Annotated in this window: 15 protein-coding genes; 11 read left to right on the top strand and 4 right to left on the bottom strand. The window is 44.8% G+C overall.

The window, feature by feature from the left end; translation table 11 throughout:
• The first annotated feature begins 19 nt into the window (after positions 1–19).
• The 11 genes from IDJ76_RS07865 to IDJ76_RS07815 all read left to right on the top strand — a co-directional run bounded on the left by IDJ76_RS07865 (position 20) and on the right by IDJ76_RS07815 (position 9,857).
• Positions 20–283, top strand: a complete 264-nt coding sequence (locus tag IDJ76_RS07865; RefSeq protein WP_191162508.1) for a hypothetical protein — start codon at positions 20–22, stop codon at positions 281–283.
• A gap of 71 nt (positions 284–354) precedes the next feature.
• Positions 355–534 (top strand): SHOCT domain-containing protein, encoded by a 180-nt coding sequence (locus IDJ76_RS07860; RefSeq protein WP_224746247.1) that lies wholly within the window; start codon positions 355–357, stop codon positions 532–534.
• 35 nt (positions 535–569) lie between these two features.
• Positions 570–1,340 (top strand): MlaE family ABC transporter permease, encoded by a 771-nt coding sequence (locus IDJ76_RS07855; RefSeq protein ID WP_191162504.1) that lies wholly within the window; start codon positions 570–572, stop codon positions 1,338–1,340.
• Positions 1,341–1,344: 4 nt separating this feature from the next.
• The gene (locus tag IDJ76_RS07850; protein ID WP_191162502.1) at positions 1,345–2,121 is read left to right on the top strand and encodes an ABC transporter ATP-binding protein; all 777 of its coding nucleotides are present in this window, start codon (positions 1,345–1,347) and stop codon (positions 2,119–2,121) included.
• Between the two features lie 3 nt (positions 2,122–2,124).
• The gene (locus tag IDJ76_RS07845; RefSeq protein ID WP_191162500.1) at positions 2,125–3,123 is read left to right on the top strand and encodes an MlaD family protein; all 999 of its coding nucleotides are present in this window, start codon (positions 2,125–2,127) and stop codon (positions 3,121–3,123) included.
• A 2-nt stretch (positions 3,124–3,125) separates the two neighbouring features.
• Entirely contained in the window at positions 3,126–3,503 is a 378-nt protein-coding gene (locus tag IDJ76_RS07840) for a histidine kinase dimerization/phospho-acceptor domain-containing protein (RefSeq protein ID WP_224746246.1), read from the top strand.
• Positions 3,504–3,597: 94 nt separating this feature from the next.
• On the top strand, positions 3,598–4,980 hold the full coding sequence (locus IDJ76_RS07835) for an NAD-dependent succinate-semialdehyde dehydrogenase (protein WP_191162496.1): 1,383 nt from the start codon (positions 3,598–3,600) through the stop codon (positions 4,978–4,980).
• A gap of 225 nt (positions 4,981–5,205) precedes the next feature.
• On the top strand, positions 5,206–5,625 hold the full coding sequence (locus tag IDJ76_RS07830) for a hypothetical protein (RefSeq protein WP_191162494.1): 420 nt from the start codon (positions 5,206–5,208) through the stop codon (positions 5,623–5,625).
• Positions 5,626–5,670: 45 nt separating this feature from the next.
• Positions 5,671–6,123 (top strand): pyridoxamine 5'-phosphate oxidase family protein, encoded by a 453-nt coding sequence (locus tag IDJ76_RS07825; protein ID WP_191162492.1) that lies wholly within the window; start codon positions 5,671–5,673, stop codon positions 6,121–6,123.
• Positions 6,124–6,247: 124 nt separating this feature from the next.
• On the top strand, positions 6,248–7,456 hold the full coding sequence (locus IDJ76_RS07820; protein WP_191162490.1) for an acetate/propionate family kinase: 1,209 nt from the start codon (positions 6,248–6,250) through the stop codon (positions 7,454–7,456).
• 10 nt (positions 7,457–7,466) lie between these two features.
• Complete coding sequence (locus IDJ76_RS07815; protein ID WP_191162488.1) at positions 7,467–9,857, top strand: phosphoketolase family protein; 2,391 nt, start codon at positions 7,467–7,469, stop codon at positions 9,855–9,857.
• 189 nt (positions 9,858–10,046) lie between these two features.
• Here IDJ76_RS07815 and IDJ76_RS07810 read toward each other — a convergent pair whose 3' ends face one another.
• The 4 genes from IDJ76_RS07810 to IDJ76_RS07795 all read right to left on the bottom strand — a co-directional run bounded on the left by IDJ76_RS07810 (position 10,047) and on the right by IDJ76_RS07795 (position 16,890).
• Positions 10,047–11,111 carry a glycoside hydrolase family 130 protein gene (locus tag IDJ76_RS07810; RefSeq protein ID WP_224746245.1) on the bottom strand — a complete coding sequence of 355 codons (1,065 nt, stop codon included), beginning with the start codon at positions 11,109–11,111 and terminating at the stop codon, positions 10,047–10,049.
• Between the two features lie 402 nt (positions 11,112–11,513).
• On the bottom strand, positions 11,514–12,626 hold the full coding sequence (locus IDJ76_RS07805) for an Acg family FMN-binding oxidoreductase (protein ID WP_191162485.1): 1,113 nt from the start codon (positions 12,624–12,626) through the stop codon (positions 11,514–11,516).
• Positions 12,623–15,151: a cation-translocating P-type ATPase gene (locus tag IDJ76_RS07800; RefSeq protein ID WP_191162483.1), complete on the bottom strand. Its 2,529-nt coding sequence runs from the start codon at positions 15,149–15,151 to the stop codon at positions 12,623–12,625. The genes IDJ76_RS07805 and IDJ76_RS07800 overlap by 4 nt, the downstream gene beginning before the upstream one ends.
• A 38-nt stretch (positions 15,152–15,189) precedes the next feature.
• On the bottom strand, positions 15,190–16,890 hold the full coding sequence (locus tag IDJ76_RS07795) for an HAD-IIB family hydrolase (RefSeq protein ID WP_191162481.1): 1,701 nt from the start codon (positions 16,888–16,890) through the stop codon (positions 15,190–15,192).
• Positions 16,891–16,897 lie beyond the last annotated feature (7 nt).

Here is a 16,897-nt window from a genome sequence, read left to right as displayed (position 1 = left end):
CTTTTAATCTTCACCAGGCATGTTACTACAAACACCATTACACCACAATGTATTCGAGATCAAAGGCTGCCAGGAGATCCCGGAAGTATTAGTTGATGCGGAGTTAGCGCTGGCTGAAGAGAGATTGGAAAAGTGGGAAAATAAAAGCTACTATCAAAAAGTAGCTTCACTGGCAAAGGTCGCCGACCAGTTACCTAATCATACGGACCAGCTTTCCGTTCTGATCAAGGCAGAGATTGATTCCCTACTTGCGCAAAGTTACCGGGATATCGCGCTACTATAAAGCTTGATACCGGAAGTCATTTACCCAATATAAAATCAAACAACATGTTTTACAACTATAGTTTTTGGGGCATGGACCCGCTCTGGTGGTCAGCCTGGTTTATTATGCTGGTCTGGATCTTCATTCTTCCTTATAATATTCCGGGGCAACGCAATAAAAAAGATAGCCCGCTGGATGTTTTACTAAAGCGGTATGCCGCCGGAGAGATTGGCAAAGAAGAATACCATGAACGGAAAAGATCATTGAGATAGAGATGATCAAAGCAACCTAAGTAACAAATACAAATATGCCATTACTGACAAATACACGAGAGTTCTTTGACGAGACTGGCAGTATTACCAAATTTACCGGGCGCTTTTTTTCACACGGGATGAAACCCAAGTACGAACTGAACGAATTGATGGCGCAATGCTATATCATCGGCTATAAGTCTTTACCGCTCGTTGGGCTGACCGGTTTTATCATGGGCCTGGTACTCACCATGCAGTTAAGACCATCGCTGGTCAGCTACGGTGTTGAATCCCAGTTACCAGTTATGGTGGGTATTGCTATCGTCCGCGAGATCGGGCCGGTGATCACTGCGCTTATATTTGCGGGTAAGATCGGCAGCAGTATTGGTGCTGAACTCGGTTCCATGAAAGTGACCGAGCAAATCGATGCCATGGAAGTTAGCGGAACAAATCCGACTAAATACCTGGTAGCAACCCGTGTTATCGCTACAACTTTAATGCTGCCAATACTGACCATCCTGGGCGATGCGATATCTTTATTTGGTGCCTACATCGGCGTGAATATCAATTCGGTAACCAGCATCAGGTTTTTTTTTAACCAGGTGTTTCATAGCATTGGCTATAGTGACGTGATGCCGGCGGTGATAAAAACCATTTTTTTCGGTTTTGCAGTTGGCATTATTGGTTGTTATAAAGGTTTCAACTCTACAAAGGGTACGCGAGGTGTGGGCAGTTCAGCCAATTCGGCAGTAGTGCTGGCCTCCGTGCTCATTTTCGTGATCGACCTTTTAGCGGTTCAGTTCACTAACTCATTAGGCTTAAATTAAAACGATGAGCACGCCCGAAAAGACAGTATCGGTCAAGAAAGAAGAGCCGAAAGTTGCGGCAATTACGATTTCGCATGTTTACAAACGCTTTGGCCCCAATGTGGTGCTGAAAGATTTTAACCTGGTGGTCAATAAGGAAGAGAACGTAGTGATACTGGGTAAATCGGGTTCGGGGAAATCTGTGCTGATAAAATGCATTATCGGCCTTTTAAAAGCTGATAAAGGCAGCATCAACGTTTTGGGTGACGATGTCACCAAATTAAGTGACGATGGACTGGCCAAAATTAGGACAAAAATTGGCTTCCTTTTTCAGGGCAATGCGCTATATGACTCGATGACCGTCAGGGAGAATCTGGAGTTTCCGTTACGCCGGCACTGGACTGACCTTGCACCATCAAAAGTGAATGCGATGGTGAAGGAAGCTTTGGAAAATGTAGGTCTGGCCCATACCACCGAGATGATGCCGGAAGAATTATCCGGTGGTATGCTCAAAAGGATCGCCCTGGCACGGACAATGATCCTCAAGCCGGAAATCATTTTGTATGATGAGCCGACGACGGGATTAGACCCGGTTACTGCCCGGGAGATCGATCAGCTGATTTTAACCTTGCAAAAAAAATACCACACGTCTTCCATCATCATTTCGCATGATATGAATTGCGTGAAAAATATATCTGACCGGGTGGTGCTGCTATTTGAAGGCAAATGCTATGCGGACGGCACTTATCAGTCACTGGAAAACTCTGCTGATAAAAACATCAAACAATTTTTTGAATCATAGATCATGGCAAATAAAGGCGAAAATAATATTAAACTGGGTGTATTTGTGCTGGCAGGATTGCTGGTGCTGATGGTTTCGTTTTATATGATCGGTAAGAACCGGAACATTTTCGGCAGCGGCTTTGAACTGAAGGCCCGCTTTGACAACCTCAACGGATTAATGGAGGGGAACAACGTGCTTTTCTCAGGTATCCAGGCAGGAACGGTTAAAAAAATCACGATGATCAACGATACGCTGATCGAAGTAACCTTAGCCATTGACAATAAAACAAGCGCGTTCATCCACAAAAACGCGTTGGCCGCTATAGGTACAGAAGGTTTAATGGGCAATAAAGTGGTGAATATCCAGGCAAATAAAGGAAGCAGCCTGATGGTCGAAACCGGGGATATCCTTGCCGCACAGAAAATGATCAGTACCGATGAGATGCTGCTGACCCTATCCAAGACCAATAATAATATTGCCACGATATCTGAAAGTTTGAAAAAAGCGGTACTGGGTATTGACAGTAGCGCGCTTGTCAAACTACTGAACGACCAGACTATTGGAATAAGCCTGCGAGCTTCCTTAAAGAGTATCAATAATGCCAGTACCAACGCAGATAACCTGACAAGAGGATTGAACAATATGATCGTGCGGATCAAGCAAGGCAAAGGCACTGCCGGGCTCTTAATATCAGACCCGGCATTGGCAGGAGATCTAAAAAGTGCGGTAAGTAATATCCGCTCGGCGAGTGAACATGCCAATCAAATGACAGGGCAGCTCCAGGAGATAGTCAAAAATGTTAATCATGACCTTTCTTATGGGAAAGGGCCGCTTCATAGCTTGCTAAGGGATTCAACGATGACCAAAAAAATCAGCATGAGCCTGAACAATGTGCAGAAAGGCACCAATGGGTTTAATCAGAATATGGAAGCTTTAAAGCACAACTTCTTTTTTAAAGGTTATTTTAAAAACCTGGCTAAACAGCAAAAAAAGGACAGCCTGACCCGAACCGGCAAATGATCATGAACAATAATACAAACCTGCTCATCATGGAACCGCGAATTTCGATAAAGAAAAAACATATCTTAACACTTGAGCGGATCGGTCAGCTGGAAATAGAAAACGCACTGTTAAATAGGCTGCTGCAAAAGCAAATCGATATTAACCAAGCGAAAACCACTTTCCTTGCTAACGTATCACATGAGCTGCGTTCCCCGTTAACTAATATCCAGCTATCCGCTTCCCTGATCGAACATTACTACCAGCGCATGAATGAAGAGAAGATAATCGGTCACTTAGGCAAAATAAAAGACGCAGTAAGCGATTTTGTCGTAATCCTCAATAATTATCTCCTCACAGAACAAAGTCAAAAAGCTGATGAAGATCAGTTTACCGGGTGACCGGCGACATCGCCCCTACGCTTTGTAATCGCCAATTTTGCAGATAGAAAGCGTGACCCTAATATAAGCGGTCAAATTATATAACTAACCAATTATGTCTATAGCAACCATTAATCCTTTTGACAACAAAGTTGTTAAAACATTTGAAGAAATGACGCCCGAAACTGTCAACTCCGCCATCACACAAGCCGAAGATACGTTTAAGACCTGGCGCACCCAACCATTTTCCCGCAGAACGGAGATTCTTCACCGGGTCGCACAGATCATGCGCGAAAGATCGGACGATCTCTCTAAACTAATTACGTTAGAAATGGGGAAGTTATACGCGCAGAGCCAGGGCGAGATCGCGTTAAGTGCAGATATTGTTGACTATTACGCGACTAATGGCGAACAGTTTTTGGCTGACGAGCAATTGAAGCCTGAATTTGGCGAGGCATATATTAAGAAAAGCCCGATCGGGGTGCTGCTTGGCGTGGAACCGTGGAATTTTCCGTTCTACCAGGTTGCCCGGTTCGCGGCGCCAAATATCATGATCGGCAACGTGGTGCTGGTCAAACATGCTTCCAACGTACCACAATGCGCGCAAGCTCTTGAAGATATATTTTTAGAAGCTGGTGCACCTAAAGGCCTGTATACAAACCTATTTATTTCCGGCACGCATGTTTCCAATTATATCGCAGATGAACGTATCAAAGGTGTTTCGCTCACTGGTAGTGAACTGGCAGGTGCAAGCCTGGCCGCAGCAGCCGGCAAAGCATTAAAGAAATCTGTTTTGGAATTAGGGGGCAGCGATGCCTTCATCGTTTTAGAAGACGCGGATATTGACCAGGCAGTGGCCTGGGCAGTTATCGGGCGTATGAATAATACCGGTCAGTGCTGCGTCGCGGCAAAGAGGTTCATAGTTGTAGAAGCGGTGGCCGACGAGTTCCTGGCTAAATTTAAAGCAAAGCTAACGGGCTTGAAAGTAGGCGACCCTATGGATAGCACTACAGAACTTGGCCCTTTAAGCAGTGAAGGTGCTGCTGTACAGCTTGCAGACCAGGTACAGCGTTCAGTTGATGCCGGGGCTAAAGTGATCCTGGGTGGTAAACGCATTGACCGTCCGGGTGCTTTCATGGAGGTTACGATCTTAACGGATATTAAGCCAGGCATGGCCGCTTATCACGAAGAGTTGTTCGGGCCGGTTGCTTCCTTTTATCGCGTTAAAGATGAATCACATGCCATCAGGTTGGCTAACGACTCGCCGTTTGGCCTGGGTGGCACAGTGTTTACCGCTAATAAAGAAAGAGGTAAAAAAGTAGCCACGATGATCGATACCGGTATGGTATTCATCAATCACCCAACCTGGACACAGCCGGATCTTCCTTTCGGGGGTACTAAGCGTTCCGGTTACGGCCGTGAGCTGTCTGCACTGGGCGTAGAAGAATTCGTCAATAAAAAACTGATCAGGTTTAGTGAGTATGCAGACCCGTTTTAGTCTGATACATTTAAACGAATAAGAAAATCCATTTCAGATCGGAGTCTACTTTGTATTCTCCGATTTTTTTTTATTAGCAGCTAAGCTCATCAGCGGTTATTGTGTTGCAAATCACTTTTTTTCCTGACGGGTATCATCAAGGCTTACAGGGCGTTTCCTGAAATTTACACCATCAATACACCATAGACCCCTGAACAGGGCGATATCTCAAATCAAACAATTCAAATGGAAAACGTAACTGAAATGTCCGACCGCGCAGAACAATATTACATCAGCACCAAACGCTGGGTGTCTGATCTGGAATTCTTTCAAATTGAAACCGACTTTCTATGCCATTTAGAGCAGGATTATTTTATCCGCTTATTTGACCCTACGGATGTTGCCAAATTAAAAAACGTAGGGAATAAAATAATGAAACTGCAATTAGACATGAAAGAGGCCCATATGCAGTGCAGTATGCAATTGGATCGTTTAAGCCTGATCGCTGAAAATGAAGCTACCGAAGACATCTCTTACTTAGCGATAGAAAACAATACATTATCTAACCTGATCAGCATGCTTACAACGGAATATTACGATGTGAAAAAAGAAATGTTCAAACTGGCAGAAGGCGTGATGCGTGAAAATAAATTTTTACTGGCGTAAATGACAGAGAATAATTTGCTATGCATTTGAAACAAAAATAAAAGTATGTTAAGAGAACTCAACGATACACAAATAGAAGCTTTACTGAAAAGCGAATTGATCGGTAGGATCGGTTGTCAATCAGACGGAATGGTCTACATCGTTCCGGTAAATTATGTTTATGACGGTACAAACATCTATTGCCATTCCGCTAAAGGGATGAAAATCGACATGATGAGAAAAAATCCCGAAATATGTTTCGAAGTAGAAAATATCAGGGATGTAACGAATTGGCAAACTGTAATTACCTGGGGAAGATTTGAAGAAATCACAGATATGGCCGAAAAGCAAAAAGTACTGCAACAATTAACTGACAGGATAACGCCCTACATCATCGATGATTCGGTTACCCGTGAACATGGTTTTGCGGATGGGGAAAGCGATATTGGTACCAGCATTGAATTGATCATGTATAAGATCATTATCCATAAAAAAACTGGCAGGTTTGAAGACAGATAAGCCCGCATTGAAAGCGCCTCAGTTGCAGTTTAAAATGCATTGCTATTTATAGCTGCGCACCTGCCCAGTTACATCAAACCCCAACAGGCGTTTAAAATGCTCCAAACCAATATAAAAAGCGGATATGAGTGAGCCAGCAACAACAAGTAAAAAATATGTTTTAACCGTCAATGGCGGTTCATCCAGCATTAAGTTTGCTTTATTCCAAATCAATAATACATTAAGGCTATCTCTTTCTGGCGAGATAGCGGATATTGGAACAAAGCAAATCAACTTGAATTTTCAGGTTGGTACTCATCAATCCAACAAAAAGGTTGATGTTTCAGATGTGCACCAGGATTCGGCAACGCAATGGCTGATGGATTGGCTGGAAAAAGAGATAGATTTTTCGTTAGTTGTCGCGATCGGTCACCGGGTTGTGCATGGCATGGAACATTCAAAGCCTGAAAAGGTCACTCCAGGTTTGCTTAACGACCTCAAAAAGATCAGTAGCTACGACCCTGAACATCTGCCGGAGGAAATAAAAATGATAACGATCATTCAATCCCGTTATCCTGAAATAGATCAGGTAGCTTGCTTTGATACCTCATTCCATGCTGCCATGCCCCGGGTTGCAAAATTATTGGCTATTCCGCGGAAATACCAAAATGCCGGAATTAGGCGCTATGGCTTTCATGGCCTTTCTTATGCATATCTGATGGAGCAGCTCAGATTGGACGAATTGAACCTTATCAAAACCGACCGGGTGATCCTGGCCCATTTGGGCAGCGGCGCAAGCCTGGCGGCAGTAAAACACAATCAGTGTATCGATACCAGCATGGGATTTTCGCCCGCCTCAGGTATACCCATGGGCAGCCGTACAGGTGATCTTGATCCGGGGGTAGCCTGGTACTTTATGAAGCAGGAAAAAATGAGCCCTGCAAAATTTGGCCATTTGGTAAATCATGAATCCGGGTTGTTGGGAATTTCGGAAACCAGCTCGGATATGCGGGAACTCATCAAAATCCAGGGAACTGATGATAGAGCTGCAGAAGCGGTGGATCTTTTTTGCTATCAGGCTAAAAAGTGCATCGGCTCTTTTGTCGCGGCACTACATGGCGTAGATACGCTGGTATTTAGCGGTGGAATTGGTGAAAACTCGCCCGAGGTACGCGAGCGTATCTGCCATGGGTTGGAATTTTTAGGGATCGAACTGGATAAAGACAAAAACACGAATAATGATCCCATTATTTCGGCTGATACAAGCACGGTATTGGTTCGTGTGATCAAAACTAACGAAGAATTAATGATCGCAAGATCGGTATGCTATACTTTGAATTATCCTATTAAATAACACTCCCATTATGGAAACAGTAATCAACGATCCGGAAGCTCAAACTTTATCACCGGAATTACTAAAAAAAATTAACGCCTATTGGCGGGCAGCAAATTATATTTCTGTGGGGCAGCTTTATCTGCGTAATAATCCCTTACTCAAAAGGCCTCTTGAACTGGAAGACGTCAAGCATATGCAACTCGGGCATTGGGGTACAACGCCCGGTCAGAATTTCATCTATACGCATTTAAACCGGATCATCAATAAATATGATCTCAATATGATCTACGTATCCGGCCCAGGGCATGGCGGCCCGGCGGTAGTAGGCAGTACCTACCTGGAAGGTACTTATACCGAAGTCTATCCTAATATTACGCAGGATGAGGACGGCCTTAAAAAACTATTTACCCAGTTTTCTTACCCGGGGGGCATTTCCAGCCATGCATCACCCCAAACACCGGGTTCGATCCATGAAGGTGGCGAGCTGGGCTATTCGTTAAGCCACTCATTTGGCGCAGTGATGGATAACCCCGATCTGATTGTTGCCTGCGTAGTTGGTGACGGTGAAGCAGAAACCGGGCCATTGGCCACCGCCTGGCATTCTAACAAATTTTCGAACCCGCTATCTGATGGTACGGTACTGCCGATATTACACCTTAACGGGTATAAGATATCTAACCCTACTATTTTGGCAAGGATCACACATGAAGAGTTAGAGCAATTGTTCTTTGGTTATGGCTGGAATCCAATTTTTGTAGAGGGAGACGATCCGGATACAATGCACCAAGACATGGCTGCAGCACTTGAATATGCTGTAGACCGGATCAAACAGGTAAAGTATGATGCCGTACATCCTAACGGTATACGCCCACGCTGGCCAATGATCATTTTACGCTCGCCAAAAGGCTGGACAGGCCCCAGAGAAGTTGATGGTTTCAAAATTGAAGGTAACTTTAGGTCCCACCAAATCCCTCTTGCGGTTTCTGCATCTGCTCCGCCGGCTCATTTAGCTTTATTGGAAAATTGGATGAAAAGCTATAGACCCGATGAGCTATTTGACGACAGCGGAAAGTTGATCCCCGAGCTGGCCGAATTGGCCCCCAAGGGAGAAAGGCGCATGGGTGCTAACCCACATGCCAATGGCGGCGGGTTGTTGCGCGATTTGCGCTTGCCCGATTTCAGGAATTATGCAACAGTGGTTAAATCACCTGGTGTTACCGGTGAGGGTGACACTTATGTATCGGGCAGATTTCTACGCGACGTTATCAAAGAGAACCAGGCCAACCGCAATTTTAGAATATTTGGCCCCGACGAAACCGTATCGAACCGGTTAGATGTCGTTTTTGAAGCAACCAACCGGCAATGGCTGGCACCGATAATCCCTACGGATGAATTTTTGGCTCCTGAAGGCAGCGTGATGGAAATGCTGAGCGAACACCAATGCGAAGGCTGGCTGGAAGGCTATCTTTTAACCGGAAGGCACGGTTTATTCAATTGTTACGAAGCCTTTATCCATATCATCGATTCTATGTTTAACCAGCATGCCAAATGGTTAAAAACTTGCCTGGAAATTCCCTGGAGGCGCAAAATAGCTTCCCTTAACATACTCCTAACTTCAACGGTTTGGCGCCAGGATCACAATGGCTTTACTCATCAAGACCCCGGTTTTATAGATCACGTAGTTAATAAAAAAGCGACCATCGTGAGGGTGTATCTTCCGCCTGATGCGAATTGCCTGTTATCGGTAATGGATCATTGCCTGCGGAGTTATCATTATGTAAATGTGATTGTCGCAGGCAAGCATCCCGCACCGCAATGGCTCAAAATGGACGAAGCGATAGAACATTGTACAAGAGGGATCGGCATCTGGAACTTTGCCAGTAACGATCAGCACGGCGAGCCGGACGTAGTAATGGCCTGCTGCGGTGATGTACCTACTTTAGAAGTTTTAGCCGCGGTTGCCATTTTAAGGGAGCATTTGCCAGATCTCAAGATCCGGGTAATCAACGTGGTCGATCTGTTTAAACTGCAAAAAAGCACAGAACATACGCACGGACTGACCGATATGGATTACAATGCTTTATTTACAACCAATAAGCCGGTGGTGTTCGCATTTCACGGTTACCCGTGGTTGGTACACCGCTTAACTTATAACCGCGCTAACAACATCAATATGCACGTAAGGGGATATAAAGAAGAGGGAACGATCACGACCTCTTTTGATATGACTGTACTCAATGAAATGGACAGATTCCACCTGGTGATCGATGTAATAGACCGTTTACCGCAAACCGGTAGTAAGGGAGTTTATCTGAAACAGCAATTGTTGGATAAACTGATTGAGCATAAACATTATATTGGTTTGCATGGCAAAGATATGCCCGAAATACTGGACTGGAAATGGAGCGCGCTTAAATAAAAGCACAACAACTGGAATTCAACGGCCGTAAACCGAATAGAAAGTTTTTTAAGCTGTTGCTTAACCAGCATTTTGCAGCGAACGCAAACCATGTTCTTGATCTTATCATTTGTAGTTCGTGCGCTCACCAGGATCTTTTTAGGTTATTACCCCGCGCTAAAGGCTTCAAAATTAGATTCTATCGAGGCGTTACGTTGTGAATAAACCATGCCAGCTTTTCGGAAGTTCATCGGGAAGCTTCAATGTGGCTACGCCAATGCAATTATCAGCCATCCCGTAATAAATATCCAAACGGGTGGGCTGGCCTAAATCATCCCGCCTGTCAATTCCTGTAGGAAATATAACATTAGCAACCTGCCCGGAACGCTCGCCAGCTGTTTCGGGACTCATTATCGGATGCGCAGACCGGTAAAGCACCCGCTCGGGATGATTAATATCAAGGATCATGATCCCTGCAGCATACACCAAATTATGCGGATAGTCTGAAAGTGTGCGGGTCGCATGAACGCCATGATAGATTAGCAGCCAACCGTATTTAGTTAAAACCGGTGGGGTGCCGGCACCTATTTTAATTTTTTCCCATGGCGCCTGGGGCAACGCCAGCGGACTATTGGATTCGAACTCTTCCAATTGGCCTTCTACCCGATTTTCTTTTTTATGCAAATGGCTGTAGGAAATCCATATACATTCATGATGATCCCTTATTCGTCTGTCTATCGGGTCGTGCATAATATCTTCCGGCGATGTACCGGGGAAAAGCGGCCGGTGCAGCATGATCATAGAGGGATGACCATGGGGGCTGATCATGGCTTTAGGGAATATACAGGCATCTTTATTGTTGACGTTGTTAAATTGAATGTATTTGTAGTCGGCAAAATCCGCAAGGCCTAAACGTGTCCAATGGAAAAGGTCTTTAGAAGTGGCTATAGCAATTCTTGGTCCGTTGGCGGAGAAAGCGGTGTAAGTCATAACATACTCTTTCAACGGCTCGAAATAAGTGATCCTCGGATCTTCGCAGCCACCACCTCCGGGCCTCATCTCATATTCAGCCTGGGGTTCTAAAGCAACCCCCAGCCTTTTGACACCGATAGGATCCCCTGCCTCATTAAATATTACTTTTGCAATGCCGATCCTTGAATAATTCCCTTTCGCAACAATCCGGGGGAATAAGTATAATTCGCCATCCGGACCGCGAACAGCTGCCGGGTTTAAAACCCCCTCTTCTTCCATTTCGTTGCCAGGTTCCGATGCCATGATGATTCCAAGGCGATGCAATTTAAAATCACTCATGCTAAATAGTTGGTCATGTAGTAGAATAGTTTACTGGCCTTTTTGTGTTATTTAAATCGAGTTAGTTTCGAGTTACCGGCAAATGTTTGTGTTTGTAGAACGTAGCCGGAATCTATCACAGCAAATGATAGGTTATCCAAAATGCCCCTTTACATAGTTCTTGGTAGGCTCATGATCCGAGCAGTAGAAGATTTGGCGCGTACCACCTGCTTCAATAATCTCTCCCTCATAAATAAATAGTTTTATCTGCAATGCGCTACGACTGTTACATATTGTTGGCAACAATCACAATGGTGTAGCCGTTTTTACGCTTTAGAATCAGTTCTCCAAATTGTGCGATGCCAATGGTGCTGAATACCAAGGTATCTAAAATATCAGCCAGTCCACCGGCCGCCTTAAAGACACAGGTTCGGGGTAATCCTTCACATATCCTGTTCGTAATATAAACTGCACCGGATCTGTTAAACCTGTAGATGAATTTAGGTTATGCTGAATAGCAGGCTCCTCCAGTATCTGGGTCATGGGGTGTATCGCAATATTCTTATCCCGAACTTTGAGGAAGAGCCTTTGCATCCGCTTCCCTGCTTCAATCAGGTTAGTGACAGAAGCATCTTTACTTGTTATTAAGAACCAGCCCGCAGAAGAGGCAACCTGCTTTTCTGCCTCGCCAATAGTCTGATCTCTGAAACTTTTGTTCATTACGTTAGATCTGCCATAAAAATTTCGTACGACCCATCCGGGAAAGCCATCAATTTCCATACTACCAGGGGTTAAGCCGTCACGGTATTTTTCTGCATCTTTGTTCGTAAACCTGATCCAATCCGCCAGTTCTTTTTGTGCTGAATTACGGTGGGATTGGACTTTATTAGCTTCGATAGTCTGTTCGTTCAGGTATTGATAAATTTTGGTTGTACGGGGTATGAAGAGAATCCGATCTAATTCATTATCAGTCAATAGCTTGATATGTTCCTTGTTTAATGGATCAGAAAGTATGTTTGATCTTACTGTGCGCCGGTGTATCATATTTTTGGCCTCATACCTGACTAGTTTTCCGGCCCGCAACAGTTTAATTTCCATTACTTTTTCGTCCTGATTGGTATTAGCTATTAAATCGAATTGACACTTATAGCCGAGGTTGTTGGCAGCATACTCTAAATTTTGAATAAATGCGCCAATAGATAACATCGTTTCCCGTTGCGTTGGATCAACGGCCGGCAACCATTTACTTTTATCATTGCAGATGATCCAGTGAAAAGGTTCCAGATATTTGATCAACCACGGCTGCGTGTTATGGCCGCTTGGTGCAAGGGAAGTCAAGTATAATATCTGCCGCTCGGTAGCCATTAACCGCTTGGTGAAAGTGGTTAATGGCTTTAAATCAGCTCTCAGATAATTGCTCCTGTCGCTGAAGGCATAATACGTCACACCTGATGTAATTACCGATCCTCCCACTATACCTAAAAATTTCCGTCTGGTCATGATGTGATCTTATTGTTATTAGCCTTGCCGGCAGAGAAACGTTTCTGCCGTTTAAAAAGTTCAAACCATATTACAGACAGGAAACCAAAGCTGACACTTAACGACAGTTCTCTTATGGTCAACCTCTCGAAGCCAAAGAACTTTGCAAAAGGGTTAAAGTAGATAAGCGATACGGAGACAAGGACAGTAATGCCTATGATCAATAAAACCAGATTGTTTTTATACCTGATGGTGGTTAAAAGTGAGTAATAAAACGAGCGGTTCACCAGCGTAAGCAGAATATTGGCGGCGATTAGGCAAATAAACACCATTGTGCGGGTGAGTCGCTCATCAGCGCCCTTGGCGACAGCATATTGATAACTGAGCAGCGTTCCGGCCGTAATGACCAATCCCTGGATAACACTGGTCATTAATTCTTTCCAATTAAAAAATGTTTCACTGAACGGTCTGGGCTTCTGCAACATGGTGTTTTTTTCCATAGGCTCATTCTCATAGATGATCGAGCAGGTAGGCCCCATGATCAACTCCAAAAAAATGATATGTACGGGCGAAAAGATATTGGGATAAACCCAGCCCAGTGCCAGAGGGAGGAACACAGTCAATACGATGGGTATGTGAATGGAGATGATATACTGAATGGCTTTTTTGAGATTGGCATAGATCCGTCGTCCCATTGCTACCGCATCAACCAGCTTTGAAAGATCATCTTTCAGCAGGATCAGTGAAGCGGCCTGTTTAGCGATCTCGGTACCTTTTTGCCCCATGGCAATACCTATGTGTGCTGCCTTTAAAGCCGGACCGTCGTTCACGCCGTCACCGATCATTGCCACGATCTCGTTATTGGCTTTTAACGCATTAATGATCTTTAGTTTGGCGTCGGGGAACATTCGGCTAAAGATGCTGATCGATTCCACTTTTTCCCCAAGTACGCTTTCACTCAACTTCATCAATTCATCGCCGGTTATTCCATCCTCGAAACCATGAAGGCCAATTTCCCCTGCGATAGCCCTGGTGGTTTCTGCATTATCACCTGTAATGACCTTTATGGCTATACCTGCGTGGTAAAATCCATTCAATACTGTGGCGATATTTTTTTTAGGCGGGTCATAAAAGGCAACCAGGCCTTTAAGGGTAAACTTGAACTGCTGCTGAGTGGCCGGAAAATCATTTCCCTCGAAAATGGCCTGCCCAACCGCTAAAACGCGGTACCCAGCTTCAGCCAGTTGTTTGATGGCAGTTTCTATATGGTCTTTTTCAATACTGTAAAGATTACTGACCTTGATCAGCGCTTCCGGCGCTCCCTTCGCAGCAATAATTCGCCTGCCAGACTTACCTTCAAAAATATGAGTCATCATTGGTGGATGTCCATTCAAGGGATATTCATGGATCAATTGATAATCAGGCCTTTCATCTACGGTAGCAGCTTTAGCGTAAGCTTTGTGCAGCGCGATCTCCATGGGATCAAACGGCATGGGCTCACTTGCCCACATGGCGAGATTGATCAATTCCTTCTCAGGCCTGTTTAAATCGCCGGCAGCGTCTCCAATAAGGTGTTCCCGGAGTGTATAAAGTTTGGCCAGACCCATCTTATTTTCCGTAATGGTGCCGGTTTTATCGGTACAGATCACCGAAGCGCTACCTAACGTTTCAACGGTCTTAATTTGTTTGACCACGATACCCATCTTCATCAGCCGCCAGGCACCGAGAGCCATAAAAGTGGTGAAAGCTACGGGGATCTCTTCCGGTAGGATGCTCATGGCCAGTGTAAGCGCTTTGATCAGACTATCCAAAACATCAGCGGAGCGAAAGTAATTGATCCCCCAAACGATGAAGAAAACGATCACACCGGCGATCACCATCTTTTTTACAAAATTGTTGATCTGTCCTTCCAGCGGGGTTTGCTCGGTAACGATTGACTCCATACTTTTGCCGATCTTACCCAGGCGGGTGCCGTTGCCGATGGCTGTTACGGTTATTATGGCTGAGCCACTCGAAACCGTTGTGCCATGAAATATGAAAGGCTCGGCAACCGAAAGGTCTTTATACACTGCTAACGATTCGCCGGTTAGAATACTTTCATTGACCGAGAAATCATTGGAATGTATGATCTTACCATCCGCAGCAATAGAAGATCCTTCGTCAACCATCAGGCTATCGCCAATTACGATGCCGTCACTTTTAATCTCTTTGACGGCACCGTTTCTGATGACCTTACAATCCGGCTGACTAAAATCCTTTAGTTTTTCAATGGCGTTGCGGCTACGGGAATCCTGAAAAAAAGAAATGCCGGCCACCAGTACAACAGCCGAAGCCAGAAAAATACCGTCGCCGGTTTTTCCGCTGATAAAGTAAATGCCCGAGGTAACCAACAATAAAAGAACCATCGGCTCTTTGGCCAGGCCTTTAATGGCGTCAATAAAGCCATTTTCTTTTTTGAACGAAAGGCTGTTCGGGCCATATTTCAACCTGGCAGCGTTTACTTCAAGATCGCTGAGACCTGTTATATTCAATTTATCTAAGGTCATGGATCTCAAATTATATTTTTAATTATCGAACGAAAAGATCAGGCGGGCGAAGTGTAAGTATTCATGATAAGTTTGAAAATATGCCTGCGCGAGGAACCCGGATCGTTCCCGGCGTTTTCGATCACTTTTGAATAGTCTGAAAGCTGCGGATCTTTAATAGAATTGCGGAACCAATTAGAATAATCGTGGCGGTGCAAATGATATAACCAGGTGTCATCATCTACGCCGGTGGCCATTTGTATAAAAACCATCAGGTTATTAGCCTTAAGATGGAGTTTATGGTTAGGCCCTGTAAAATAAAAGCTGTTCGCATACATATCACCGCTTGCGTATTTACGTTTATGGCGCATCAGAAGTTTCGCCGGTATATTACCCGTTATGGTAAAAGACAGCTTTTGTTCTTTTTGCCATACCAAAGCAAAGTTTCTTTGATAGATTAAGTTATCAGGAAATTTAATAGCGGAGGATGTGATGCCTGAAAAAGAGCCCATCGTTTGCTCCGGGCACTCCCCCATTGCTATAACCAAATTGATGCGCTGCAGGAAAGCATGAGACAGCAATGCCGGTTTGGTGGTGATCGCCATGATGTTGGTCAAGTGTTCTGGTAACGCACTAACGATCTCCCGGTCGTCTTTTGGCAGTAAATGATGCGCTTCATCAATGATGATAAAATGCGGGTGGCCTGTCGAATCGCGCAATTTCACCAGCTCGGTTAACAGTCTTTTGAAATGGGCCGGGCGTTCGCCCAATGGTATAGCCAAAAAGCACACGATAGCGTTTTCCGAAGTTTGCGTCAGCACTTTGATCACATGATCCGTTAACGGGGGCTGGCTCCCATCACCAATGGTCAGTGCTCCGGGCAGGTCCTGGTAATCGCCTTCCGGGTCAATCAAGCAGAATTGATATTGCTTCAGTATTAGCTGCTCAACAAATGCCGCGGTAAAGGTTGTTTTACCACAACCTGAAGTGCCTGCCAGCAAAATATTATTTCCATAGGGGCTAATCGTAAATGGAATACCTGCTGCTTTTTCGCCTAAGGGCAGGAAATGTCGCGATAACTTTTTATCTAACAACAAAAGGTCGTCTGCTATCAATTGGTCTATCAGTTCTACTACACCCGCACCGCGCGAGTTATTGGTGACCCAATCCGCGTTTTCCTTTAATAGCGGTAAAGCGTTGTTTACCGCCACTGCGCATTCCGCCGCTTCGAGTAAAGCATTGTCATTCTCCGCATCGCCCACGGCTACGGTATTATGTTCCGAAAGGTTAAGTTCAATAAGCGCCGCATGCAGACCTGTTGCCTTGTTAATACCCGGCGGCAAGATCATGATCGCACCTTTGTTAAAGATCAGCTGGTATTCCAAACCGAATGATTTGATGGCTTCCAGCACTACCTCTTGGTAGGGCTCCCACGTGGCTACAATCACTTGACCCACCGATACTGGAATATTTTTATCCTGTAGCAACTTGATAAATGTTTGTGGGGGCCTGGTGCCCAATAAGATGACCTTTTTACTGGCAGAGTTATATATCAAAGCTCCATTTTCCGCAACAATGATATCGAATATCCCATACTCCGGAAAAACGGTCTGCAATTGATCAAGTTCGCGGCCGGTTACCAGTATCAACTTGCGGCCGGTGGCTTTCAGTCTGCTCAATGCGTCTATCGTTGCTTTTGAAACCCGTTCATTTTCAGCAATGGTTCCGTCATAGTCTGTCACAAATGTATGGTATCTCATTGGCCAA

It is taken from the genome of Mucilaginibacter glaciei, assembly GCF_014773245.1.
In the GTDB taxonomy this organism is placed as follows: domain Bacteria; phylum Bacteroidota; class Bacteroidia; order Sphingobacteriales; family Sphingobacteriaceae; genus Mucilaginibacter; species Mucilaginibacter glaciei.
Note: the sequence above shows the minus strand (reverse complement) of the source record. Positions and strands in the feature narration are given on the sequence as shown.